Origin of the sequence: Tumebacillus permanentifrigoris (genome assembly GCF_003148565.1) — a bacterium.
Classification (GTDB): domain Bacteria; phylum Bacillota; class Bacilli; order Tumebacillales; family Tumebacillaceae; genus Tumebacillus; species Tumebacillus permanentifrigoris.
In genome coordinates, this window is record NZ_QGGL01000009.1 from 104414 (window position 1) to 128702 (window position 24289).

Here is a 24289-nt window from a genome sequence, read left to right on the forward strand (position 1 = left end):
GTGGGGTACGATAGAGGTGTTGGAAAAAACTTCTCCTGAGGAGGAACACCGTGATGAAAAAGGTGGCAAAGCTGCTGGAAGCGCTTTTTACCTTGCATCAGATGGATCGTGATTACGAGATGTACCGTGCGAATTCTTTGCAATCTGTACGGTAAATCGTGCAGACATGCAAACTTTTATATGATTTCCCCTTAATTGGACGGCCAGTTTCGCGCTGGCGGTCTTTTTTTGTGCGTATTTTGCAGATGCTAGGGATGTGTGGGTACGGATTTTGACATGCATCTCAAAGGAGGTTTTCTATTTGTTCGAACGTTACGAGTTGCAACCGATGGGTGATGGAGGTTTCACGATTGTGTTGCATCTGAAGCGCAACTTAGAAGAGTTTGCACAGGAGCCAGGTCGCCGTTTGGATGGGAAAAAGCGGCATCAGTTGGAGCAGAACGTCAACGAGTACGTGAAGGAACGCTTCCCGAACTCGAAGATCACCCGTGCGAAAGTGATGATGGGGACGGCCCTGCTGGCGACGATCCCACTTGTGGGGGCCGCCGCTGCACCGGCGGCATTTGCGACCGGAGATACTGGTGGGACAACGACCGGCACAACAGGCGCAGGCACGACCGCTGGGGAAACAGGAACGACGACCACGACGGAAACAGGTACAGGGACTGGCTCTACGACCGGGACTGGCACTGGAACCGGGACGGAAACGGGTGCTGGGACTAGCACTACGACTACGACGGAAACGGGTACAGGGACTGGCACAACGACTGGGACCGGGACGGAAACTGGCACTTCAACCGGGACTGGCACAGGGACGGAAACTGGCACTACAACCGGGACTGGTACAGGGACGGAAACCGGCACTACAACTGGTGGGACTGACACTGGCACTCCGGCTGGCGGTACCGACACTGGCACGACAACGGGTGGGACAGACACTGGCACTCCGGCTGGTGACACCACCCCACCTGGGGGTACGGACACCGGTGGCATTGACGCGGGTGGCACGACCACGCCTTAGCAAAAAAGAAATCCCCTACACGTTTCCGTGTGGGGGATTTTTTCGCAACATATCCTTGACATGTTAAATGGGTTTGTGGTTAAAATAGTACGAACGTTCCCCTGCACACCCTCTCATACTTCCTCGTAAGGAGACCTCACTGTGATGCCGAACAAAAAACTCTTGCTCGACCTGTACCGTCTGCACCCTGAACGCAGTGCCGTTCAGGAAGGAGTTCTGCCAGAGATGATGAAGTCGATCGGCAAACTCTTGCTCTTCCTCACCAATTCCTCCCTCCGTCGCTCCGTCCCCCTGATCCTCTGGCACGAATTCTGGCTCGAACGCAACCAATACCCGGAAAACCACACCCGCTACAAGCGAGGGCGGCTGATCTACGCTGACCTCGGTGCCTACAACATCGGCTCCGAAACCTCCTATCGCCACCCCTGCCTACTCCTCTTCGAAGGCCGCAACTGGGCCTTGATCGCCCCGATGACCAGCAAAAAGTACGGCGATGCGATCGCCCTCCACTACGACCTCCCTCACCATTACCCACTCGACGCTCCCTCTACCCTGCAACTAGATGCCATCAAAGTGATCGACAAGCGGCGCATCCTCGGTTACTTCCTCACCCGACAATGGCACCAACAACAAGAAGACCAGACCGGACAGGGCGAACCCATCATGCTCGACAAAAAAGACCTGGACGCCGTTGACGAGCTGATCGCTCGCCACTTTGCACCAGGTCTGCACAAAATGTTTTTGCATGCACGCTATCGCCAACACCAGTTAGAGATCGAAAACCAAATGCTCCGCCATCAGCTCGCCACTTTACGTGCGCTCCATTCGGAGCTGGAAAGCATCCCCTGAACCTAGAAGGCTTCCTCAAGCGATCAAGCTAGTTCCTGCTTGATGCTTTTTTCCCTGATCGCTCCAGGAAGCCCCCCGCTCAGATCTTCCCGAGCATCATCATCGTCATCTGGGCCGCATGTTGTTCGGCTTCTTTTTTCGAACGCCCCATCCCTTCGCCCATCGACTTGTGGTCAAGCAAAACCTGTGCCACGAACTCACGATTGTGCGCCGGGCCACGCTCTTCCAAAATTTGATAGGACAAAGCTCCAAGACCTTCGCGTTGCACATGTTCTTGTAGCATCGTCTTGTAATCGGTCAAGAGCGGTGCGTTGACGTCTGTCAGTTCCGAGACGACAAAGCGGTGGAGAAACTCTTTGACCGCAGCCAAGCCTTGGTCAAGGTAATACGCGCCTACGAACGCTTCAAAAACGTCCGCCAACAGCGCTGGTCGCTTGCGTCCGCCGGAGATCTCCTCGCCGCGTCCCAAACGAATGTACTTGTCGAAGTTCAACTTGGTCGCAAATCGTACCAGTGAAGGTTCACACACGATCGTCGCGCGCAGGCGAGTCAATTCACCCTCCGGCATCTTCGTGAACTTGAGGAACAGATACTCGCTGACGAGCAATTCCAACACTGCATCTCCCAAGAATTCCAATCGTTCGTTGTCCTGTCCGATCTCCGTTCGATGCTCGTTGCGGTAGGAAGCATGCGTAAACGCTTGCTTCAGCAACTTGCGGTTCTGAAACTGAATCCCGAGGTCGGACAACAATTTATCAAATTGAATGACCACCACTACTTCACCTGACCCTACAGAAATGGAGATACCCTGGCAACCGAAACTCCGGTTCCCAGGGACAAAGCGTACTTTCGTGTATGTCGTTACTCGGTGTACTTCTTCAAAATGATCGTTGCGTTATGACCACCGAATCCAAACGAGTTCGACATGCAATAGTCTACGTCAGCCGAGCGTGCTTCATTCGGTACGTAGTCCAGATCGCAACCTTCGTCCGGGTTGTCGAGGTTGATCGTTGGCGGGAGAATGCTGTCGCGCATCGCTTCCACACAGGCAATCGCCTCGATTGCACCGGCTGCCCCGAGCAGATGGCCGGTCATCGACTTGGTCGAAGATACCGCCAATTTGTACGCATGATCGCCGTACACCGTTTTGATCGCTGTCGTCTCAATCACGTCAGCACCTGTCCCAGTACCATGTGCGTTGATGTACTGGATCTTGTTGGCTTCAATTCCCGCATCGCGGAGTGCATCGCGCATCGCACGTGCAGCCCCTTCACCCTCCGGCGCCGGTGCCGTGATGTGATAAGCATCGCCGCTCATGCCGTAGCCGATGACTTCAGCGAGAATCTTCGCGCCGCGCTTCTTAGCGTGCTCAAGTTCTTCAAGCACGAGAATGCCAGAACCTTCGGAGAGGACGAATCCGTCACGGTCTTTGTCAAAGGGACGGCTGGCCTTTTCCGGGGTATCGTTGAAAGCGGTTGACATCGCTTTCGCAGAGTTGAACCCAGCGACCGGCAACGGCAGAACCGCTGCTTCCGAACCACCGCAGACCATGACATCTGCTGCACCGCGCTCAATGATCTTGTACGCGTCCCCGATTGCGTTGGTGCCTGTTGCACAAGCAGAGATCGGCGACGAGTTCGGGCCTTTGGCACCGATCAGGATGGAGACTTGACCAGAAGCCATGTCTCCGATGATCATCGGGACGAAGAACGGGGAGACACGTCGCGGTCCTTTTTCACTCAGTACATCGTGTTGTTCGCATAGCGTTTCGATACCGCCGATGCCGGAACCTATGTATACACCGACACGTTCAGCAATTTCATCATTGATGTCGAGATCGGCGTTCTTGATAGCTTGCAGAGAGGCTGCAATCGCATAATGGACGAAACGGTCCATTTTACGTGCTTCCTTTTTATCGATAAAGTCCTCCGCGTTGAAGTCGACGACTAACCCAGCGATGGTGGTCGCGAAGCCTGTGGTGTCGAAGCGGTCAATCGGCCGGATTCCGGATCTTCCGTTTTTCAAGTTGTTCCAAAACGTTTCTACGTCGTTCCCAACGGGGGAAACAACACCCATACCGGTGATCACTACACGCCTTTTCATGTTGGTTCACCTTCGCTTTATCCTAGGGTTCGGGTACCACACAGTAAGGAGAAGCCCCAATTGCTAGTATGGAGCGGATTGGAGCTTCTCAACCATGTTCGGGTGGAGATTACTTGTGAGACGAGATGTAGTTGACCACATCACCTACGGTGTTGATCTTTTCTGCGTCTTCATCGGAAATTTCCATATCGAACTCGTCTTCGAGTTCCATCACCAATTCGACGACGTCGAGGGAGTCTGCACCGAGGTCTTCCTTGAAGGATGCTTCGAGGGTGACATCGTTGGCTTCAACACCCAGTCGGTCTACGACGATGTTTTTTACTTTTTCCAAGATTTCTACGGACATGCTGTTCACCTCCTCCCAAGTTGCTAGTATACTACATCACCATGCCACCGTCGACAGTCAGGACTTGACCGGTGATATAACCGGCGCGGTCCGACGCGAGGAAGGACACCGTGTGGGCAATATCCTCTGGACGACCCAGTCGTGCCAGCGGAATGGCCTCGAATAGCTTGCTTCTAACATCTTCAGTCAGCTTGTCCGTCATGTCCGTTTCGATGTAGCCTGGAGCGATTGCGTTGACTGTGATGCCACGCGACGCGAGTTCCTTGGCGTTCGATTTGGTCAAGCCGATCACGCCCGCTTTGGCGGAGACGTAGTTGGCTTGGCCTGCGTTGCCGATCAGACCGACAACAGACGTGATGTTGATGATCCGGCCTGCGCGTTGCTTCATCATCGGGCGGGCTACCGCTTTGGTCACGTTGAACACGCCTTTGAGGTTGGTGTTCAGCACGGAGTCCCACTCCTCTTCCTTCATGCGAATCAGGAGGTTATCACGGGTGATCCCAGCGTTGTTGACGACGATATCGACGCGACCGAACGTCTCGGTGGTCGCTGCGACGATTTTTTCGACATCTGCATAGCTTGCCACATCGCCTTGGACCGCGATCGCTTCCCCGCCATTTTCCTTGATCAGTGCGACGACTTCCTCCGCAGCAGATTGTGAGCCTGCGTAGTTCACAACCACCTTCGCGCCTTGCTCCGCCAATTCGAGGCAGATGGCGCGCCCGATGCCACGGGAGCCGCCTGTGACGAGTGCTACTTTGTCTTTAAGCATGGGTAGACTCCCCTCTGAGTGCAGTATCGACTTTTGCGAGCGTTTCGATGTCTTTGAAGAAGAGCGTAGGAATCTTGCGGTTGACCTTCTTGTTCAGGCCGGCCAAAACACTGCTGGAGCCGATCTCCAAGAACGCATCAACGCCGTACTCATCCAACATCAAGCGAGTCGTGTCTTCCCAGAGAACAGGAGCTACGACCTGAGTGATCAGCGCGTCGCGAATCTCCTGAGCGCTTTGCACCGGCTTGGCGGTGGCGTTGGCGATGACCGGAATCTTCGCATCGTGGATCTCAACTGTCTGTAGCACCTCGGCGAGACGGTCTGCCGCTGGAGCCATCAGCGAAGAGTGGAACGGGCCGCTGACGACGAGGGACTTGAATTTGCTCCCTGCTGCTGCAACCGCTTCCTCCGCTTTGGCGACTGCTTCCGCCTTGCCCGAGATCACGATCTGACCTGGACAGTTGATGTTGGCGAGTTCGACCGGACCGTGTTCCGCCGAGACGCGGGTACAGATGTCTTGCAACGCGTCGCGCTCCATCGCGATGATCGCACTCATTGCTCCCTGTCCCGCCGGCACCGCTTCGTTCATGAAACGGCCACGTGCGTGCACCAGTCGTACCGCATCCTCAAAAGACAGCGCTCCTGCTGCGACCAGCGCCGTATATTCGCCCAGCGAGTGACCCGCCGTACACACAAACTCAAAATCCGGGAACTCTTGCTGGAGCGCCCGGTAGAGCGCGATACTTGCGGTCAGGATCGCCGGTTGGGCGTTGTAGGTCAGGTTCAGGGTTTCCTGCGGACCTTCCCACATGATCTCAGAAAGGGAGAAGCCGAGCGCTTCGTCCGCTTGGCGGAACACATCTGCCGTCACCGGGTGTGTCGCCGCCAATTCGCGGCCCATACCGACGACTTGGGAACCTTGTCCTGGGAATACGAGAGCATACTTGGTCATCAGTTTGGTCCTCCCTGTTTCTATCGTTACCAGCGCAGTGTGGTCGCGCCCCACGTCAAACCTGCTCCGAAGCCGACGAGGACGAGCAGATCGTTCTCTTGGATCTTGCCCAGACGCACAGCTTCGTCGAGGGCGACCGGGATGGAAGCGGACGACATGTTGCCGTATTTGTGTAGGTTGACGTAGACCTTGTCCGGAGACAGCCCCAGACGGTTCACAGCCGAGTCGATGATGCGCGTATTGGCTTGGTGCGGGATCAGGAAGTCGATGTCCGCCTTGGTCAGGCCCGCTTTGTGCAGGGCTGCTTCCGAAGCGGAGCCGAGGATGCGGACGGCGAACTTGAAGACATCGTTGCCCGCCATCGAGATGAAATGTTCCCCCGCAAGGATCGTCTCCTGCGTCGCCGGGTTGCGAGAGCCGCCCGCTGCCTGCTTCAGCAACTCACCGCCAGAACCGTCTGCCCCCATCTCAAAGGATAGGAAGCCACGCCCTTCTGTGGTCGGGCCGAGAACGACAGCGCCTGCACCGTCACCGAACAGCACACAGGTGCTGCGATCGGTCATGTCGGTGATCTTGGACAGCGTTTCAACACCGATGACCAGCGTGTATTTGTACATACCGCTTTGCACCATCGGAACTGCACAGGAAAGCGCGTAGAGGAAGCCGCTACAACCAGCAGACAAGTCGAACGCCGCTGCCTTTTTCGCACCCAAGCGATCTTGGATCAGACACGCAGTCGCTGGGAACATGAAGTCCGGTGTGACCGTTGCACAGATCACGAGACCGATTTCTTCCGGCTTGATGCCTGCCGCTTCAATCGCTTTCTTGGCAGCTTCCACAGCGAGATCGGAACTCGCCATGCCTTCGTCCACAAAGCGACGTTCGCTGATCCCTGTGCGGGAGCGAATCCACTCGTCGGTGGTATCCACCATCTTCGCCATGTCTTCATTGGTCACCACTCGGCTCGGCAAAGCCGACCCGGTTCCGAGGATGCCGACTGGAATATTGGTCATACTGCTCTCCCCCTTATTGCTGCTGAACTTCCAAATCGCTACGGATCTGTTCAAGCACGCCCCCTGCGATAAAACGACGAGCTTGTTCGATCGCCATCTCAAAGGCACGAGCATTGGAGGAGCCGTGCGCCTTGATCACCGCACCATTGATTCCCAGCAACGGCGCACCGCCGTACTCGGAATAGTCAAACGTCTTTTTAAATTTGCGCAGACCTGGCTTCAAAACGAACGCCGCCAGCTTGGTCAACGTGCCGGCCATGAACACATCCCGCAAGCGATCAAACAGACCAAGACCAAACCCTTCGATCAGCTTCAACATGTTGTTGCCCGTGAAGCCATCCGCGACGAGCACGTCACACTTGTCATACATCGCCTCGCGCGCTTCGATGTTGCCAACGAAGTCGAACGAACCATTTTGCAGCAGTTCGAACGCTTCCTTGCGCAACTTATCCCCTTTGCCTGGCTCCGAGCCGATGTTAAGCAACCCGATGCGCGGCTTTTTGAGGTCAAATAGTTCCTTGGCGAAAGCGTTGGCCATCAATCCGTACTGGAAGAGATGGAGTGGCTCCGCATCCATATTCGCCCCAACGTCGAGCACCAGCATCGCTTTGCCGCAAAACGTTGGCCAGATCGACGCGAGCGCTGGACGTTCGATCGACGGGATGCGGCCTACGACCAGCAAGCCCGCTGTCATCAACGCGCCTGTGTTACCCGCGGAGACGAAGCCGTCTGCTTGTCCTTCCTTCACCATCCGCGCGGCCACCACCATCGATGAGTCCTTTTTGCGTCTGACCGAGCGCACCGGTTCATCGTCCGCGGTGATCACTTCTGTGGTATGTACAATCTCGATATTCGGGGGTCTCTCGCTGCCGAGGCACCGTTGGATTGCTTCTTCGTCACCGACGAGGACCAACGTAACATCCCGGTTCGCGCGAGCCGCCTGGAGCGTGCCTTCTACGATAGCTTGAGGGGCATTGTCACCGCCCATGGCATCGATCGCGATTCTCACAGGTTGTTACCTCCACTCTGACTGTTCCTGGTGTCTATTTGTTTTTGAAAACTACAAACTGCCCTTCAAACACGATGTCGTCGCCAACTTTGGTAGCGACATCGACGCAGGCACGATCCTCGCGGTTGTCAGCGACTACCGCTTTCGATATTAATCGTTCGCCAAGTTTCACTTGCCGGGTAAACCGCACATCCGCCGTGCCGGTCAAAACGACCTCTGCATCGATGACGGAGACGGCCAGCGAATTCGCTTGGGCGAACAGATGATGTCCTCGGGCGATCTTGGTGCGGGTAAAGACATGCTCAGGGCCGATTTCCAAGATGGAGATCGCGAGGTGGTTGAGGTCGAGCTCGATCAACTCCCCGATCACTTCCGTCAATTCCAACGAGCGTACTTTGCCGTAGTTGTTGTTGGCCACTGCCTTGATGCGCTCGCGCAGTTCCGGAATTCCCAGCGATAGTCGATCCAAGCGAATCGTCTGTACGCTGACCGCAAACCGCTCAGCCAGTTCTTCATCCGTTAAAAAGGGCTCTGTCTCGATCAGCGCGGTCAACTCCTGCTGCCGTACTTGCTTGTTTCTCGCCACCATCTGCAACCGAACCCCCATGTTGAACTTGCGTATCGTGTGTTAGTACCTAGTGCTATTAGAAGTATATAAAACAGCTTCCCGTTTTACAACTCGTTTTTGCGAAAAAATTTTTTGACACGAAATAACGAGAACTATCAAAAAAAACCAAAAAAGCAAGTATCCACAAAGGGACACTTGCTTTTGGTTCACAAAATTAGTTGGACTCCACGATCGTGCGGCCCTTGTAGGTGCCACAGTTTTTGCAAATGCGGTGAGCCAGCTTCATTTCGTGGCACTGCGGGCATTCAACCATACCCGGCAGAGTCAGTTTGAAGTGGGTGCGGCGCATACGTTTACGGGTTTTCGAAGTACGGTGCTGCGGAACTGCCATCTCTAAGTACACCTCCTTATAAAAAAGAGAGAAAAACTCTACTTGTCGGTCTCAAAAAATTTAGCAAGATCTGCTAATCGAGGGTCAATCCGTTCCGTCTTGCATGAACACGTCGTCTCATTGAGGTTCACTCCACACACTGTGCACAGACCTTTGCAGTCTGGACTATGCAACGGGGCATACGGCAACGCAAGCGCTATCTCTTGCTCGACGAACGGCGCTAATTCGATGAAGTCGCCCGCAACAGGTGTGCGGTCTTCCTCCATAGTAGCTTCGGCATCGGCCAGCTTGTCCTCATCAACTTGGACAAACTCCTCGGCAAACGGCGCGCGCAGTTTGTGAGAGTAATCGACCAGACAACGGGAACAACGGAGCGTTGCTTTGGTTCTGAGGCTACCCTTCACCGTCGCAAGTCCGAATGATTCCACGCCATGAAGGTTTACATACACAGGCTCCAAGGCAATCAACTGGAGATTCTCTTTGACTAAGTTCGGTAGTTCTACCGAATCCTGAATATGAACACCATCAGTGTTTTCGCGCAAGTCACGCCAACGCAGTTTCAACGCAATCACCTCGTAAGCAACAGAGTTCATTATAGCTAGGAGTTGGCAAATTGTCAATAAAGAGGTTGCTTGCTATAATGAGACCAGTTGGAATCGTCTATCAAGACTGGAGGAAACGCCCATGCACGTCACCGGAGTGATCGTCGAATACAATCCGATGCACAACGGGCATCTCTACCACGTGGAACAATCCCGACTCCAAACGGGCGCCGACGCGGTCGTCGCCGTGATGAGCGGGCACTTTCTGCAACGCGGCGAACCTGCGATCGTCAACAAGTGGGCACGCGCACGGATGGCGTTGCAACAAGGCGTCGACTTGGTTGTCGAGCTGCCTGTCGCCTACTCGACACAGAGTGCGATGTTGTTCGCATACGGATCAGTCGCGGTACTCGATCGGCTGGGCGCTGTCGACTCGCTCTGCTTCGGTAGCGAGAGCGGCGACATCAAATCCTTACAGACGCTAAGCTCCATCATAGTCGATGAACCCCCTCTCTTGCAATCCTACATTCAGTTAGAGTTGCAAAAAGGCGTCTCCTACCCTCGCGCCACCGGTGCAGCACTCGTGCGTTATGCCGAACAAGACCCGCATCTGGACGAACGAGTGGTCGGTCAGCCGAACAACATGTTGGGATTAGAATACCTAGCAGCCTTGCGCCGCTTGAACAGTTCCATCACGCCTGCGACGATCACACGCATCGCGGCGGGCTACAACGAGGAGCGGATCACGCATCCGAAGATCGCCAGTGCGACCGCAATCCGCAAAGCCACGCTGGAGAGCGGCGTTGAGACGGCAGCACCGCTATTGCCGGAGCTGTCCTACAGCATTCTGCGCGAGGAGTTCGCAGCAGGTCGGGGTCCGATGCGCTGGGAGAACTATCGCCAGACGTTGTTCACGCTGTTACATCGAGCGACACCCGAGCAACTCGCACGCTTCGTCGGGGTGGACGAAGGCTTGGAAGCGCGGTTGATCGAGGCAGCCCGGAGGGTCGATACGGTACAGGACTTGATCGCCCATGCCAAAACCAAGCGCTTTACGTGGACGAAGATCCAGCGGGCCTTGACTTCGATCCTGCTGGGGGTGACCCGAGAGGAGCAAGCTAGTTTGCTGGTCGAGAACGGCCCGGATTATATCCGCGTGCTCGGCTTTACGGAACGGGGCCGCGATGTGTTGCGCAGAGCCTCTGAGCGCTCTGTTGTACCTATTCTCACCAAGATGCCGCGTCAACAATCTCCGATGCTCCAACTCGACCTCCGCGCCTCGCGCATCTACTCCCAAGGGTACACCGTACCGCAGTCCGGAGCCGCATTGTGGGACTTCACCACGCCGGTCATTCGATTATAGAAAAAAGAACCTGACCGCCCGTGCGGTCAGGTTCTTTTTTATCGGCGCTTGCCTGGTTTGCCAGTTGGACGTGCAGCAGGCTTTCCTTGCCCTGCACCCCCACGCGGTTTGCCGCCATCGCGGGAGTTTCCGCCGCCTTGGTAGCCACCTTCTGAGCGAGGTTTGAAGCCACCCTCACGCGGTTTGCCTCCATCGCGGGAGTTTCCGCCGCCTTGGTAGCCACCTTCTGAGCGGGGCTTGAAGCCACCCTCCCGCGGTTTGCCACCATCGCGGGAGTTTCCGCCGCCTTGGTAGCCACCTTCTGAGCGGGGCTTGAAGCCGCCCTCACGCGGTTTGCCACCATCGCGGGAGTTTCCGCCGCCTTGGTAGCCACCTTCTGAGCGAGGTTTGAAGCCGCCCTCACGCGGTTTGCCACCACCGCGGTAGCCTCCCTCTTGGCGGGAGTTGTTGCCATTTCGAGCAAATTCCTCGATCGGCTGGCCGTCCCTGAAGCCCCCGTCTTGATGACGGGGTTTACCGCCTCTAGTGCCCGCTTCCTCGGTAGGTCTGCCACCTTTGAAGCCGCCCTCTGGTCGTGGCTTGCCCGACTTCCAGTCCTGTTGGGACTTGCCTTTGCCATTGAAGGGGCGCAGACGTTTTTGCGACCGGCGCAGATTGGTGGACTGCGGGGTGATCGGCGGTTGCGGCTTGGACTTCGGCTTGGCGATCTCACGCTCCGGCTGATAGTCCAACGCTGCGAACAGCTCCTGCAACTCCTCTTCCGTCAGATTCCGGTACTCGCCTGATTTCATCCCGGCGAGGCGGATGTTCATCACCCGCACCCGTTGCAATTTGCGCACCTCATACCCCAAGTTCTCACACATCCGGCGCACTTGACGGTTCATCCCTTGCGTCAGGATGATGCGGAACACGCGCTCACCTTCCTGCGAGACCTTGGCTGGCAAGGTCTTGGTGCCGAGAATCCGCACCCCGCTCGCCATCGAGCGTATGAACTGCTGGGTGATCGACTTGTTGACGGTGACGATGTATTCCTTCTCGTGCTTGCCTTCTTGGCGCAGAATTCGGTTGACGATGTCCCCATCGTTGGTCAACAGGATCAAACCTTCCGATTCCTTGTCCAGACGTCCAATCGGGAAGATCCGCTCCTTGTGACCGATGAAATCCACAATGTTTCCCGGTACCCCTTGCTCGGTCGTCGAGATCACGCCCGACGGCTTGTTCAACGCGAGGTACACCAACAACGGCTTTTTATCCCCAATCAGTTTTCCATTGATGTGCACATCGTCGTCCTCTTCGACCACGCTGCCAAGTTCCGCCACCTTGCCGTTGATCGTCACCCGACGTTTGGCGATCAGTTGGTCGACCTCTCGCCGCGAGCAATAACCCGTCTCGGCGATGTACTTGTTGATTCTCATGCTGCTCATCGATCCACGTCCGTTTCCTTTTTTGCTTTAGAATACCCCGCTGAGAAAAAAAGTCTCACCCTCACGAGCGAGACTTTCACCTACTGTTTCTCCGGCAGTCCCTGCAGGTAATCAATCGCGTCCTGCATCGTTTTGATCGAGACGACTTTCATCTTGGTCCCGATCTTTTTGGCCTGTTCCTCCGCCACTTTCGTGTTGGTATCATCTGGACCCACATCCGCCGGGGCAAAGAAGAGATCCGCCCCTGCTTTGTCTGCTGCCACGATCTTGTGCTCGATACCGCCGATCTGCCCCACCGTACCTGTGGCATCGATCGTGCCGGTTCCAGCGATCTTGTAACCTTTGGTCAGGTCTCCCTGCGTCAACTGGCTGTAGATCTCCAAGCTAAACATCGTCCCAGCAGACGGCCCACCGATATCCTCCGCATGAATCTGCACGTCGCGCGGCGGTTTGATCTTCATCTCATTTTCTGGAACTACACCCAGCCCCACACGATGTGTCGCTTGCTTGTTGTTCGGGTCGGTGAGGTCCATCAACGCGATCTTGCTTTCCTTTTGCTCCTGCTTGTCCTTCGTGTAGCGCGTGTACTTCAGCGTTACGGTATCACCGACCTGCTTATTGTCGTTGAGGTACTTGATCATCTCATCCGACTTGTTGACACTGTGGCCGTCAACCTCGGTGATCACATCCCCGACTTGCAAGATGCCCGCCGCCTTGGAGTTGGCGGTGATGCTGCTGACGAACACCCCATCATAGGACACGTCCACCACTTGACCCGCGGCTTTGAATCCGGAGATCACGGCATTTTGCTGGGAGGTGTCCATCATGTGTTTGAGCAGTCGGTCGTACTCGCCATCCGACAAGTTACCTTTTACTTCCTCTTCCTTGCGCAATTCCGTGTTCGGTGCAAAGTACCCATAGGCGAGGTAGTAGATATTCGTCGCATGAATCGAAAGCACCGTGGTCAACATCAGGTTGCCCTTTTCATCCTTCTCCCCACCTTCGACGGTGACCTTCGGGGCCAGCACTTCCGCTGTCCCTGGCTGGTAGAGGTAGTACGGGGTGGGGATCAGAAAGGAAGCGGCGATGACCGCTGTTAGGATCACACCTTTTAAATTGCTGCGGCTGAAAAAGCGGCGGGGCTTTTCATCATGGGGTTGTGACATCGGTGAATGCCCCTCCCTTCCATTCTTCAATGGTGGTACGAATCAACTCTGCAACACGCTCTGTCGCTTCCCGACCAAGTCGAACCGCGTCATCGATCTGCGTAAAGGCCGTGGAGGAGATATGTCCGACATCTGGTCGAATCACCACGTCGGCGTCGAGCATCCGCGAACGGAGAATCTCGCGTTCCATGATCTCAATCGATTGAAAAATCACATCAAAAATACTTTTCACCTGCGCCTCGCGGTCAAACAACCCAACGTCTACCGCAATGACGAGATCTGCGCCCATCTCGCGCGCGACATGAATCGGCACGCGGTCGATGACGCCACCGTCGATCAACAGCCGACCTTGGTAGCGATGCGGGATGAAAATTCCGGGAATCGAGATGCTCGCACGGACCGCTTGATCGATCGGTCCCTCGCGAAACACAACCCGTTCTCCCTTCTCCACATCGGTCGCCACGATCGCCAGCGGGATTTTGAGATCCTCGATGTTGTTGCCTTTGGTCAAAAACTTGATCATCTCCATGATCCGCGTGCCGTTGACGAACCCCATCTTGGGCACTGTGAAATCGATCCAGTGACGGCGCTTCAAATTGATCGCCAACTGTTCTAGATATTTGGTATCCATCCCGTTGCAATAGAAAGCACCGACCATCGACCCCATCGAACTCCCGGCGATGTAGTCGATGTGAATACCCATCTGGTCCAACACTTGCAACACACCCACATGTGCAAACCCTCTGGCGCCCCCGGCGCCGAGTGCCAACCCGATTCGCGGTTTCCGCACAGGCTCTCCCCTCCTCGTGCAACGCTTAGGTTCCCATATGTATGTTCCCGTCGTGGTGTCCTAGCTCATCATTTCGTACTTCGCACGCATCGCCGTCTCCACATGCGCGGGTACCAAGTCACCCACCGGTCCGCCGTGGCGGGCGATCTCCTTCACGATGCTGGAGCTCAGGTAGGAATGCTTTTGCGAAGTCGGCATGAACAGCGTCTCAGCGCGGTCGTTCATCTGACGGTTGAGTGCTGCCATCTGCAATTCCGACTCGAAGTCAGACACAAAGCGCAGCCCTTTGATGATCACCGTCGCGCCTTGGCGCTCTGCGTAGTTGACGAGCAGGCCAGGGAAGGAATCGACCGCTACATTCGGCAGGTGCTTCACCGCTTCCCGGATCAGTTCCTTGCGCTCGTCCTCAGTAAATAGCGGATTTTTGTGCGGATTGACCATCACCGCGACGATCAATTTGTCAAAAATTTTCGAACTGCGCTCGACAATGTCCAGATGCCCGAGCGTCAACGGGTCAAACGAGCCCGGATAAATCGCGATCCTCATCTTGTTCTGCATCCCCTTCGCCAACTTCTGTTCCCTCTGATAGTTCGTAAAAACTGATGGAGATCTCTCCGTAGCTCACCTGTCTCCAACGCACCAAGTTCCCGTAGCGATCTGGCAAGTGCACATCTGCGGCATGTTCTGCAATCACATACGCTCGCGGCTCAAACAAGTTCAAATCGAGCATTTTTACGATCAATTCCTCATAGAAGCCAGTCAATTTATAAGGAGGGTCCAAAAAGACCAAGTCAAACTTCATCCCGCGTGTCGCTAGCGTATCCAAAGCGCGGCGGGCGTCGTTTTTGTACACTTCGGCCCGGTCTTTGCCCAGTCCAAGCGTGCGAATGTTCTCGCGGACGACGTTGAACGCTTTGAAGTCCGCTTCGATGAACACCGCCTGCTGGATGCCGCGAGAGAGCGATTCGATCCCCAGCCCTCCCGTGCCTGCAAACAGGTCGAGCGCCGTGCCGCCCTCAAAGTACGGGCCGATGATGTTGAACATGGATTCCTTGACTTTATCGGTCGTCGGACGCGTGTTCTGGCCCGGAACAGCAACCAGTCTACGGCCACGAAACTCTCCTGAGATCACACGCATGCTCATTCAACTCCTTGTCCTTACTTTACCATAGAACGCCGATCGCTCCAACTTTGACCAGTTGGAGAAAAAGAAAATACGACTGCCCTGTATACGCGAGCTGGAAACTGTCCATGATGTGTAGTAGCAACGGCGTGAGCTGTTGCAGGCAACCGCGGAGAAGACTTAGTTTTCCCCATAAGCTCTTCCTCCAGTTTCTCCTCTCCCAGTTCCTGTCGTGCAAGCGATAGGCAAAAACCCGCGTATACCCGGACGCGGGTTTTTGATTTTCTCCGAAAAAAAACCGTGCTGGCTGACAGGCACGGTTTTTTTTGCGCATCACAAGGTCTGCAACATGTTCGCAAATTCTTCGATCGTCACACCACCGACGACGCGCACGCGCGAGAGCAGAACATGGTCTTCCACGGCCGAAGCCAACCCATGGTGCGTGGTGACTGCCATCGTATAGCCCGCCTGCCGCACCAAACCTGCCGCCTCAGGGATCAACCCACCACCTGGGTAGCAAAACGTCGTGACGGGCGAACTCAATCCTTGTTCGAGCGTTTTTTTACTCGCCTGCAGTTCGGACGCGATCTGATCCTGCGGAGTCAAGGTAAAGTTGGAGTGGTAGACCATATGCGAGCCGAATTCCACGCCACCCGCGTGCATCTCTTGCATCTGTCCCCACTTCATATGGTTGTCGAGCTTGATTGAATCGGTGATCACAAAAATCGTCGCCGGAAAGTGATACTTTTGCAAAATCGGCCACGCTGCCGTGTAATTGTCGAGATAGCCGTCGTCAAACGTGATCACGAGCGGTTTCCCGCCTGTCACGTCATAGGTGCCGTCCCAGTGACGACCCAATTGCCCCAGCGTGATCGGCTTGTATCCATGCTCTTGCAACCACTTCATCTGGGCATCGAAATCCTCCGGGGAGACGCGCAGGTCTGTGCCTGGCGAGATCGAGTGATACATCAAAATCGGAACCCGCGGTTCCGGTATATACTTGACCATCGTGACAGCCTCTGATGTAGATCGCTGGTAGAGCACCGTGAAAACGGCCAGCACCAACACGACCAACACACCGAGTAGCAAGCCGAATTTGCGGCGTTGGGAAGCCCTCTTCATTCGCACGCGAGTTTCTTCCTCTCCTCGTATATTCGTGACCGAATGTACCATGATCACGTAACTTTTGCAAGAAAGAACCTGCATGAGAGAACTCCCTCCCACGCATGCTACATCTAGAGGAGAGTGAGCCGTCATGACGATGAGCGAAACGTTAAAACTGATGGCGATCGCCCAATCGGCACGTCAGATTGAATATTCGCTGGGTGAACTCGAAGGCGTCACCAACGCTGTGGTTTCACCAGAGTTCAACCCGCAAGTCTTGAGCCAACGGCTACAAGACATTCGAAACCGGATGCAAAAAGAGCTGCGAAACATCGAGTACGTCGTATCGCAAGGAAATGTGCCGAAGTCACAACAGGAACTTGAAATAGGGATAAAAGTTCAAGAGGCGATCAACGAAATTTCGCAGATCTAGAAAGCGGGGGGAAGGCAATGGAATTCAAATTCACAGAAGCGGAAGTGGCGATTTTCGCCTCGCTAGTATTTATCGTCATCGTCTTATTTCAATTCTTCATCCAAATCCTCATGCCTCCAAAAGACAAGCACCGCAACTGACTATAGCTTCCGTCTGTATTCCAACACTTGAAGATGCTGAAATTGTACAATCAACTCGTCCAATTCTTTGGAGACACGGAGAACGTTCGGATGCAAAAAGTCACCGCTGTAGCGGTCGACCGTTTCGAGAAGTTGCAATCGTAAAGTCTCGATCTGTCCTGCGATCCCGTTCATCGCCACACCCTCGTCCTTTCCACCGAATATTTACCATAAATACACTATAAATCAAACGGCAGTATTATGTAAGGTGTAACTGAAAATATTTTTACTAAAAAAAGAAGGACGATCCTCGCGGACCGTCCTATTTGCTGTGTCGATCTGCCAACTCGATCATGCGCTTGACCATCGCGCCATCGACTGGGTGGATCGGCAAGGGTTTTGCCCGGGCACGATCGGGTCCCAAGTCCAATCCGATCTCTCGCGCTACTTCGGTGCGGAAGACTTCACGGGCGGCTTGGGCTCCCCGCACGAACGGGATTTTCGGCTTGCTCATCCTCATCACTCCTCGCATAAACGATCAAGGTTAGGATAACCGAAAGCACCCGATCTTATGAATCAATCTCCGGCGCGCTGGAGCAAGACTTTCTCCGACTTCAAGAAATCGACGAGTTGTTGATACGCGGGCAATGTCCAGAAGTCTGGTGCGGCCACCAAGCTCTGCACTTCCTGCCGAGCAACGCCCATGATCTTGGCATCCTCCAACAGGTCGCCGATTTTAAACTCTGGAATTCCGCTCTGGCGTACCCCGAAGAACTCACCAGGGCCGCGCAGGTGCAGGTCTTTTTCCGCGAGCACGAAACCATCCTGAGTGGCGACCATCGCCTTCATCCGTTCCTGCCCTGCTTCCGTGTCAGGTTTAGACATCAAGATGCAACAGGAGGCGTGCTCACCACGCCCAACGCGTCCGCGCAACTGGTGCAACTGCGCAAGGCCGAAGCGCTCTGCGTTGTAGACCATCATCGCGGTGGCATTGGGCACGTTCACCCCCACCTCGATGACCGTGGTGGCGACCAGCACTTGGATCTCGTTGTTCGTGAAGCGGCGCATGACCGCTTCCTTCTCGACGGGACGCAATTTGCCGTGCAAGAGGCCGACTTCGTAGCCCGCGAACCATTCCTTGAGCATCAGATAGAGATCGGTGGCGTTGACGACCCCTTCCACCTTCTCCGACTCCTCTACCAAAGGAGTGACGATGTAGACTTGTCGTCCCTTGACGAGTTCGTTGCGCACGAAACGGAGCGCCCGCTCCTCCTTGTCCGGGGTGACCCAGTAGGTCTGGATCGGCTGACGTCCCGCTGGGAGTTCGTCGACGATCGAGACATCGAGGTCGCCAAACACCGACATCGCCAGCGTCCGCGGGATCGGCGTCGCTGACATGAACAGCACGTCAGGTGCGTGACCTTTTTGCCGAAAAATCGAGCGTTGCTCGACGCCAAAGCGATGCTGTTCATCCGTGACGACCACAGAGAGCGCTTGGAATTGCACGCCCTCTTCCAAAAGCGCGTGCGTTCCAATCACCACATTGACCTCGCCGCTGGCGATCTGGGCGAGGACTTCGCGGCGTTCCCTGTCTTTTTGCGAACCGATCAGCATTCCGATCCGGCACCCGAGCGGCTCGAGCAGGTCGAGCGCAGCGCGGAAGTGCTGTTCGGCGAGAATCTCCGTCGGCACCAGCATCGCCCCTTGATGCCCTGAGCTGACGGCGATGAACAGGGCGAGAAAGGCGAGGATCGTCTTGCCCGAACCGACATCCCCTTGAATGAGGCGGTTCATCGGGACGCGCTCCGTCATGTCGCGCATGATCTCCTGCGCCACCCGTTGCTGCGCCCCGGTCATCGCAAACGGTAACCGCTTACAGAACTGCTCGAAGCTGTCACCTGCAAGGCTGTGTGCCACCCCCGGTTGTTCATGGCGGTGCAACCAGCGAAAGGCTTGGAGCTTGAGTTGGAACAGGAAAAACTCTTCAAAAATCAAGCGGCGTCGCGCTTGATGCAACCCGTCGCTGTCGGTTGGGAAGTGGATCTCCTTCATCGCGTGGCGGCGGTCGATCAACTTGTAGCGTTGACGCAAGGTCTGCGGCAAGCGCTCGGGGACGGCATCGCCGTACTTTTTCAAGGCGCTGGCGAGCATGCCGCGCAGCAACTTCGGCGTGATGTCCGCCTTCACATTGTAAACCGGAACGATGCGATCGCTGTGTACCGTCTCCCCTGCCACCACGAAATCGTGTGTTGCGACCGAGATGCTGCGCCGACGAGCGTCGTACTTGCCGGTGATCGTCAGTTTCCGCCCGGGGGTCAGTTGATCCTTCACGTAAGGCTGGTTGAACCAGACGGCGTGCAGGCGCTTGTAGTCCTCCGTCACGACGGGCACGAGCGTCGTCGAATTGCGCTTGCCTTTGTACTTGACTCCCGCCATCCCGTCGACCGTCACGCGCACCGTCACCCGCGTGCCATCGCCAAGTTCGCGCCCTGGCTGGACATTGCGGTCTTCATAGCGAAATGGATAGTATTCCAGCACATCATAGACGGTTTGTATGCCGAGCAACGCCAGTGTTTTCAACCGTTGCGGCCCCACACCAGGCAGAACGCTGACCGGGGTCGAGGCGAGGTCGAGTTTTGCTGTTTCGTTCTGTGTATTCACGATCACGTCACGCTTCCTTCGTGTCGTCTCCGTAGATCTGTTTTTCCAGTTTGCGTCCGGTCGGAGTATCGGCAAGTCCTCCGAGGGCGGTTTCGCGGAGTTCGACTGGCATTTGTTTGCCGATGTTGTACATGGCGAGAATCACTTCGTCGGGCGGGATCACGCTGCGCACGCCAGCCAGTGCCATGTCAGCACCTGCTAACGCCAGCACAGAGCCGAAACCGTTGCGGATGATGCACGGGATCTCGACAAGGCCCGCGACCGGGTCGCAGACGAGGCCGAGGACGTTTTTTAACGCCAGACCTGCCGCTTGGATCGCTTGTTCCGGCGAACCGCCTGCCAATTCCACCGCTGCTGCGGCAGCCATCGCCGTCGCAGAACCGACTTCCGCTTGGCAACCGCCACCTGCACCCGAGATCGACGCATTATTGGCCACAACAAAGCCAACGGCCGCAGCTGTGAACATGCCTAGCACCAACTGCTCCTCCGTTGCACCTAGCGATTCCTTGAGCGACGAGAGCACGCCCGGCAAGATGCCACAGGAACCCGCAGTCGGCGTCGCGACCACGAGGCCCATCGCCGCGTTGACTTCTGAGGTGGAGAGTGCCATCGCCACCGCTTCGGTCGCTTGTTTGCCGAGCAGGGTCTTGCCCTTTTGAGCGTATTCGTAGACGCGCTTCGCATCACCACCGGTCAACCCGGAGAATGAACGGATGTCCTCTGTCAAACCGCGCTCGACCGATTTCATCATCACATCAAACGATTCGGTCATCTGTTGCAAGACAGTAGCGCGCGTTGCCCCCGTCTCGTGAACGTGCTCGTCGATCATCACTTCATAGATCGGCTTGCCTTCCTGCCCGCAGAGTGCGACCAATTCTGCCAAGTTGCTAAATCTCATAGCTGTCTGTTCCTCCTCAGGAAGGATCGATGCGTGCAACACGCTTGACCGCTTCCAACTGGTGTATCTCTGCAACGGCTTCCTCCGGCGGTTGTTCATCTGTCGAAATCAACATCAGCGCCTCTGACCCGCGCCCACGGCGCGAAACTTCCATGAACGAGATGTTTAACTGGTGCTTCGATAAAATCGTCGTCACTGCCGCGATCACGCCAAACCGGTCGGCATGCGGGATGACGAGCGTCGGATACTGCCCGGTCATCTTGACTTTAAACCCGTCGATCTCCAGAATCTCCACCGCTCCGCCACCGATGGAGACGCCGAGCAGGTCGAACTTGCGCTCGCCTTTGCTCAACAGGATGCGAACGGTATTCGGGTGGTAATCGGCATTCGGCGGTCCTGGCTTCATGCTCACCTGCAAGCCCGAGTCCTGTGCGATCTGCAACGACTTCGTGATGCGCGGATCATGCGTGGCAAAATTGAGCAACCCAGCGACCAACGCCACGTCCGTTCCGTGTCCGCGGTACGTCTTGGCAAACGAGCCATAGAGCAGGATCTCAGCAACGTCCGGCTGTTCCCCGAAGAGGTTGCGGGCGATGCGACCGATCCTCGCAGCACCGGCGGTGTGCGACGAGGACGGTCCGATCATGATCGGACCGATGATGTCAAATGAATGGCGAAATGATGACGACATGCTAGTTTCCCCCTAAGCCTTACCGTAAAAAACGGCCTGCCGCACTGCGACAGGACCGTCTGTCTCCCCGAATTGCTTACTCCACCGAGAAGATATAGGAATACAGCGGTTGCCCGCCTTCATGAAGTTCGAATTCACAGTGGTCAAATTGTGCTTGTGCGGCCTCCACCAGCTCCTGAGCGACTTCCTCAGAGATCTGATCGCCGTAAAAGACGGTGACCACTTCACTGTCCTCATCCACCATTTTCTCAAGCAATGACAGCGCGGTCAAATCCAATTCCTTCCCGAGCGCAACGACCTTGCCTTCTTGCATGCCCATGAAGTCGTCTTCCTTGATCTCGAGGTCTTGGTACACCGAATCGCGCACCGCCTGTGTAATCGAGCCAGACTTGACATGCGAGATCGCGGATTTCATCGTCGTCTCGTTGGCTTCTGCGCCCGCTTGTGTGTCAAAGGACAGCGCAGCCGCGATGCCTTGCGGAATCGACTTGGTCGGGATGACCGTCACCGTGTCGCCGAGCACCGTTTTGGCCTGCTCTGCCGCCATGATGATGTTCGAGTTGTTTGGCAGGATGAACACATGTTCCGCGTGCAGTTGTTTCACCGCGTTGATGATGTCCTCTGTGCTCGGGTTCATCGTCTGTCCACCCTCGATGATCCCCTCAACGCCAAGCGACTTGAAGACATCGACCAGACCCGTACCGGTCGTGACCGTCACGATCCCGTAGGGCTTTTGCACAGTTGCTTCTGCCGGAGCCTGCTCCGCAGTCGCTTCTGCCACTTCCGCTTGGTCCATCAAGCGCAGGTTGTGGTTCTGCTCGGTCATGTTGTCGATCTTGATGCGGGTGAGCGCGCCAAATCCCATCGCGGCGTTGAGCACGTTGCCTGGTTGCAGCGCGTGGATGTGGACTTTGACCAACTCATCCGCTGCCACGACGAGCATCGAATCACCCAGTTCCATCAGCGCATCGCGAACGCGTTTCTCCAGAGCTTGCTCGTCAGGTGCCGCACTCTCGAGTCGGATGATGAATTCTGTACAATAACCATATTCCGAATCCTCGTCCCCGTGTGCATACGCACCCGCCGGAGTCAGCGCTTGTGCCTTCGCCGGTTGCACATCCGCCAGCGTCTCCGTGACATCCTCGCCCTTGAGCGCAGCCAGCCACCCACGGTAGATGCAGACCAGACCTTGTCCACCCGAATCGACGACACCTGCCTGCTTGAGCACAGGCAACAGGTCAGGCGTGCGCTTGAGCGAGGCTTCCGCTTCCGCCATCGTGGCTTCCATGACGCTGAGCACGGTCGCGTGCGAATGCTTGGCCGCTTCCAGAGCAGCCTTCGCCGCGTCCTTGGCAACCGTGAGAATCGTGCCTTCCACCGGCTTGACGACCGCCGAGTAGGCGGTGGTGACGCCGTTTTGCAACGCGTCGGCGAATTTCTTCGCATCGATGCTCGCCAGCTTGGCAACCGCTTTGGAGAATCCTCTGTACAATTGAGAGAGGATGACGCCCGAATTCCCGCGAGCGCCCATCAGCAAGCCCGTAGAGACCGCTTCAGCCGCTCGATACAACGGTTCGTTTATGTAGCGACGTAGCTCGTTGACACCGGATGTCATCGACAAGCTCATGTTCGTTCCGGTATCACCATCTGGAACCGGAAAGACATTGAGTGCATTGACTTGTTCCTTATTGGTTTCCAAGTTTCGATGTCCGGCCATGACCATCTGCACGAACAAATTGCCATCTAAGTGTTGACTCATAGAGTGTAGGAACCTCCTTTGTTACCTCTCCCCGGTCACGCGAACACCCTGAACGATTACGTTCACTTGTTCCACTTTCAGTCCCAAGTAGGTCTCCAACGTATACTTCACCTTGTCCATGACATTGTGAGCGACTTCAGAGATGCGCGTCCCGTAGCTGACGATGATGTACATATCGACGATGACTTCGTCACCTTCTGTACGTACTTGCACACCACGGCTTAAGTTTTCTCGACCTAGTAATTCGGTAATGCTATCTTTGACCTGTTTTCGGGATGCCATGCCGACGAGGCCGTAGCAATCTAACGCAGCGTGGCCTGCAACCATTGAAATGACATCTTCCGCGATCTCGATCTTCCCAAGTTCCGTTACAAGTACCTTTGGCATGAACCAAACACACCTCCTGTAAACTCTCGGACAGCTAGCACCAACAGTGTACTATACTTACTGAGAAAGTAAAAGTCTAGTGCATGTCCCAAGAAAAAATTTGTCGAGTGTTTGGTCTTGGAGGCTTGCAAGCTAGGAATCGCTATGGTAATATAAGTGAGTGTTTGCGACTTATTGCGGTTTTATCAAGCAAAACTGCAGTTCGTCACGGGACTACGATTCGTCGTAAGGAGGTGCACATACAAATGGCAAAACGTTGCGAGATCTGTGGGAAAGACCCGAAGACCGGGAACCAAGTTTCTCACTCCCATATTCTGACCAAGCGTCGCTGGCTGCCGAACATTCAAAAAGTTCGCGCAAACGTCAACGGTACTGTAAAGCGCGTCAATGTCTGCACCCGTTGCTTGAAGGCTGGTAAGATCAAGCGTGCTGTCTAATTGAAGTGAGAAATAAAAAAGCACCTGTGAAGGTGCTTTTTTATTTTTCCTTTTGGAACGCATTCAACATCGCTTTGACAATCCCGCCTAAGAAACGAGGCAACTTTATCGTGTAAAAGCGCAAAGTGACCCCTCCTTCTTGCATTCATGGTGGTTAGCTTTTGAACAGAACCCATCCTACCCATACCAAGGCCAGGCCGATGCTTGCAGCCCACATCTCGGGCGGCAGGAATCGCACGACGACGAAGAGTCCGGCGCTGGCCAGCAAGATGCCAGAACTGCGTTTGACTCCGAGCTTCCACCCCCGTGATCGGTATCGGATCAACATCAGCACCTCTCTTCGCCGCAGCTGGGCATCCCGCCCATCT

The 24289-nt window shown here is 55.5% G+C and carries 31 protein-coding genes; 6 read left to right on the forward strand and 25 right to left on the reverse strand.

The window, feature by feature from the left end:
• Positions 1-301: 301 nt before the first annotated feature.
• The gene (locus C7459_RS23670) at positions 302-1021 is read left to right on the forward strand and encodes a hypothetical protein (protein ID WP_211320383.1); all 720 of its coding nucleotides are present in this window, start codon (positions 302-304) and stop codon (positions 1019-1021) included.
• Positions 1022-1165: 144 nt separating this feature from the next.
• A complete protein-coding gene (locus tag C7459_RS11755; protein ID WP_109689459.1) occupies positions 1166-1870 on the forward strand; it encodes a type II toxin-antitoxin system PemK/MazF family toxin in 705 nt (234 codons plus the stop codon).
• A 79-nt stretch (positions 1871-1949) separates the two neighbouring features.
• Here the strand turns inward: C7459_RS11755 and rnc are convergent, their stop codons facing one another.
• The 10 genes from rnc to C7459_RS11805 form a co-directional block, all read right to left on the reverse strand.
• Positions 1950-2642, reverse strand: coding sequence for a ribonuclease III (rnc, locus tag C7459_RS11760; protein ID WP_109689461.1), 693 nt, complete (start codon positions 2640-2642; stop codon positions 1950-1952).
• An 89-nt stretch (positions 2643-2731) separates the two neighbouring features.
• Positions 2732-3973 (reverse strand): beta-ketoacyl-ACP synthase II, encoded by a 1242-nt coding sequence (gene fabF / locus C7459_RS11765; RefSeq protein ID WP_109689463.1) that lies wholly within the window; start codon positions 3971-3973, stop codon positions 2732-2734.
• A 109-nt stretch (positions 3974-4082) separates the two neighbouring features.
• The gene (gene acpP / locus C7459_RS11770) at positions 4083-4319 is read right to left on the reverse strand and encodes an acyl carrier protein (RefSeq protein WP_109689465.1); all 237 of its coding nucleotides are present in this window, start codon (positions 4317-4319) and stop codon (positions 4083-4085) included.
• A gap of 31 nt (positions 4320-4350) precedes the next feature.
• A complete protein-coding gene (gene fabG, locus C7459_RS11775; RefSeq protein WP_109689467.1) occupies positions 4351-5091 on the reverse strand; it encodes a 3-oxoacyl-[acyl-carrier-protein] reductase in 741 nt (246 codons plus the stop codon).
• Positions 5084-6043 carry an ACP S-malonyltransferase gene (gene fabD, locus C7459_RS11780; protein ID WP_109689469.1) on the reverse strand — a complete coding sequence of 320 codons (960 nt, stop codon included), beginning with the start codon at positions 6041-6043 and terminating at the stop codon, positions 5084-5086. Before fabD ends, fabG begins: the two co-directional genes overlap by 8 nt.
• Before the next feature lie 26 nt (positions 6044-6069).
• A complete protein-coding gene (locus C7459_RS11785; RefSeq protein WP_109689471.1) occupies positions 6070-7056 on the reverse strand; it encodes a beta-ketoacyl-ACP synthase III in 987 nt (328 codons plus the stop codon).
• A 13-nt stretch (positions 7057-7069) separates the two neighbouring features.
• Entirely contained in the window at positions 7070-8065 is a 996-nt protein-coding gene (plsX, locus tag C7459_RS11790; protein WP_109689473.1) for a phosphate acyltransferase PlsX, read from the reverse strand.
• A 34-nt stretch (positions 8066-8099) separates the two neighbouring features.
• Positions 8100-8651 carry a transcription factor FapR gene (gene fapR / locus C7459_RS11795; RefSeq protein ID WP_245884511.1) on the reverse strand — a complete coding sequence of 184 codons (552 nt, stop codon included), beginning with the start codon at positions 8649-8651 and terminating at the stop codon, positions 8100-8102.
• Positions 8652-8847: 196 nt separating this feature from the next.
• Positions 8848-9024, reverse strand: a complete 177-nt coding sequence (gene rpmF, locus C7459_RS11800; protein WP_109689477.1) for a 50S ribosomal protein L32 — start codon at positions 9022-9024, stop codon at positions 8848-8850.
• 38 nt (positions 9025-9062) lie between these two features.
• On the reverse strand, positions 9063-9587 hold the full coding sequence (locus C7459_RS11805; RefSeq protein ID WP_170119428.1) for a YceD family protein: 525 nt from the start codon (positions 9585-9587) through the stop codon (positions 9063-9065).
• Positions 9588-9708: 121 nt separating this feature from the next.
• On the opposite strand from C7459_RS11805, the gene C7459_RS11810 reads away from it, so the two are divergent.
• Positions 9709-10929 carry a nucleotidyltransferase gene (locus C7459_RS11810; protein ID WP_109689481.1) on the forward strand — a complete coding sequence of 407 codons (1221 nt, stop codon included), beginning with the start codon at positions 9709-9711 and terminating at the stop codon, positions 10927-10929.
• A gap of 38 nt (positions 10930-10967) precedes the next feature.
• Here C7459_RS11810 and rluF read toward each other — a convergent pair whose 3' ends face one another.
• From rluF to C7459_RS11845, 6 genes are all read right to left on the reverse strand, one after another.
• Positions 10968-12344, reverse strand: coding sequence for a 23S rRNA pseudouridine(2604) synthase RluF (rluF, locus tag C7459_RS11815; protein WP_109689608.1), 1377 nt, complete (start codon positions 12342-12344; stop codon positions 10968-10970).
• An 89-nt stretch (positions 12345-12433) separates the two neighbouring features.
• Positions 12434-13519 (reverse strand): SepM family pheromone-processing serine protease, encoded by a 1086-nt coding sequence (locus C7459_RS11820; RefSeq protein WP_109689483.1) that lies wholly within the window; start codon positions 13517-13519, stop codon positions 12434-12436.
• The gene (locus C7459_RS11825) at positions 13503-14309 is read right to left on the reverse strand and encodes a patatin-like phospholipase family protein (protein ID WP_109689485.1); all 807 of its coding nucleotides are present in this window, start codon (positions 14307-14309) and stop codon (positions 13503-13505) included. Before C7459_RS11825 ends, C7459_RS11820 begins: the two co-directional genes overlap by 17 nt.
• Before the next feature lie 60 nt (positions 14310-14369).
• Complete coding sequence (gene coaD / locus C7459_RS11830; protein ID WP_109689487.1) at positions 14370-14855, reverse strand: pantetheine-phosphate adenylyltransferase; 486 nt, start codon at positions 14853-14855, stop codon at positions 14370-14372.
• Entirely contained in the window at positions 14824-15447 is a 624-nt protein-coding gene (rsmD, locus tag C7459_RS11835) for a 16S rRNA (guanine(966)-N(2))-methyltransferase RsmD (RefSeq protein WP_109689489.1), read from the reverse strand. Before rsmD ends, coaD begins: the two co-directional genes overlap by 32 nt.
• A gap of 318 nt (positions 15448-15765) precedes the next feature.
• Positions 15766-16554 (reverse strand): polysaccharide deacetylase family protein, encoded by a 789-nt coding sequence (locus C7459_RS11845; protein ID WP_245884513.1) that lies wholly within the window; start codon positions 16552-16554, stop codon positions 15766-15768.
• Between the two features lie 133 nt (positions 16555-16687).
• On the opposite strand from C7459_RS11845, the gene C7459_RS11850 reads away from it, so the two are divergent.
• Both C7459_RS11850 and C7459_RS24000 read left to right on the forward strand, forming a co-directional pair.
• Positions 16688-16969, forward strand: a complete 282-nt coding sequence (locus C7459_RS11850; protein ID WP_109689495.1) for a hypothetical protein — start codon at positions 16688-16690, stop codon at positions 16967-16969.
• A gap of 17 nt (positions 16970-16986) precedes the next feature.
• Positions 16987-17109 carry a hypothetical protein gene (locus tag C7459_RS24000; protein WP_281272770.1) on the forward strand — a complete coding sequence of 41 codons (123 nt, stop codon included), beginning with the start codon at positions 16987-16989 and terminating at the stop codon, positions 17107-17109.
• Here C7459_RS24000 and C7459_RS11855 read toward each other — a convergent pair whose 3' ends face one another.
• The 7 genes from C7459_RS11855 to C7459_RS11885 form a co-directional block, all read right to left on the reverse strand.
• A complete protein-coding gene (locus tag C7459_RS11855; RefSeq protein WP_109689496.1) occupies positions 17110-17283 on the reverse strand; it encodes an aspartyl-phosphate phosphatase Spo0E family protein in 174 nt (57 codons plus the stop codon).
• Between the two features lie 127 nt (positions 17284-17410).
• A complete protein-coding gene (locus tag C7459_RS11860; protein ID WP_170119430.1) occupies positions 17411-17602 on the reverse strand; it encodes a small, acid-soluble spore protein, alpha/beta type in 192 nt (63 codons plus the stop codon).
• 62 nt (positions 17603-17664) lie between these two features.
• Positions 17665-19749 (reverse strand): ATP-dependent DNA helicase RecG, encoded by a 2085-nt coding sequence (recG, locus tag C7459_RS11865; protein WP_109689609.1) that lies wholly within the window; start codon positions 19747-19749, stop codon positions 17665-17667.
• A 7-nt stretch (positions 19750-19756) separates the two neighbouring features.
• Entirely contained in the window at positions 19757-20647 is an 891-nt protein-coding gene (sdaAA, locus tag C7459_RS11870) for an L-serine ammonia-lyase, iron-sulfur-dependent, subunit alpha (RefSeq protein ID WP_109689500.1), read from the reverse strand.
• 16 nt (positions 20648-20663) lie between these two features.
• Positions 20664-21338, reverse strand: a complete 675-nt coding sequence (sdaAB, locus tag C7459_RS11875) for an L-serine ammonia-lyase, iron-sulfur-dependent subunit beta (RefSeq protein ID WP_109689502.1) — start codon at positions 21336-21338, stop codon at positions 20664-20666.
• Between the two features lie 76 nt (positions 21339-21414).
• Positions 21415-23097: a DAK2 domain-containing protein gene (locus C7459_RS11880; protein WP_109689504.1), complete on the reverse strand. Its 1683-nt coding sequence runs from the start codon at positions 23095-23097 to the stop codon at positions 21415-21417.
• 21 nt (positions 23098-23118) lie between these two features.
• On the reverse strand, positions 23119-23484 hold the full coding sequence (locus tag C7459_RS11885; RefSeq protein WP_109689506.1) for an Asp23/Gls24 family envelope stress response protein: 366 nt from the start codon (positions 23482-23484) through the stop codon (positions 23119-23121).
• A gap of 245 nt (positions 23485-23729) precedes the next feature.
• On the opposite strand from C7459_RS11885, the gene rpmB reads away from it, so the two are divergent.
• On the forward strand, positions 23730-23921 hold the full coding sequence (gene rpmB / locus C7459_RS11890; protein WP_109689508.1) for a 50S ribosomal protein L28: 192 nt from the start codon (positions 23730-23732) through the stop codon (positions 23919-23921).
• 40 nt (positions 23922-23961) lie between these two features.
• On the opposite strand, the gene spoVM is transcribed toward rpmB, so the two are convergent.
• Together spoVM and C7459_RS23325 are read right to left on the reverse strand one after the other, a co-directional pair.
• A complete protein-coding gene (spoVM, locus tag C7459_RS11895) occupies positions 23962-24045 on the reverse strand; it encodes a stage V sporulation protein SpoVM (RefSeq protein WP_038091732.1) in 84 nt (27 codons plus the stop codon).
• 30 nt (positions 24046-24075) lie between these two features.
• Positions 24076-24249, reverse strand: coding sequence for a hypothetical protein (locus tag C7459_RS23325; RefSeq protein ID WP_170119431.1), 174 nt, complete (start codon positions 24247-24249; stop codon positions 24076-24078).
• Between the last annotated feature and the right edge of the window lie 40 nt (positions 24250-24289).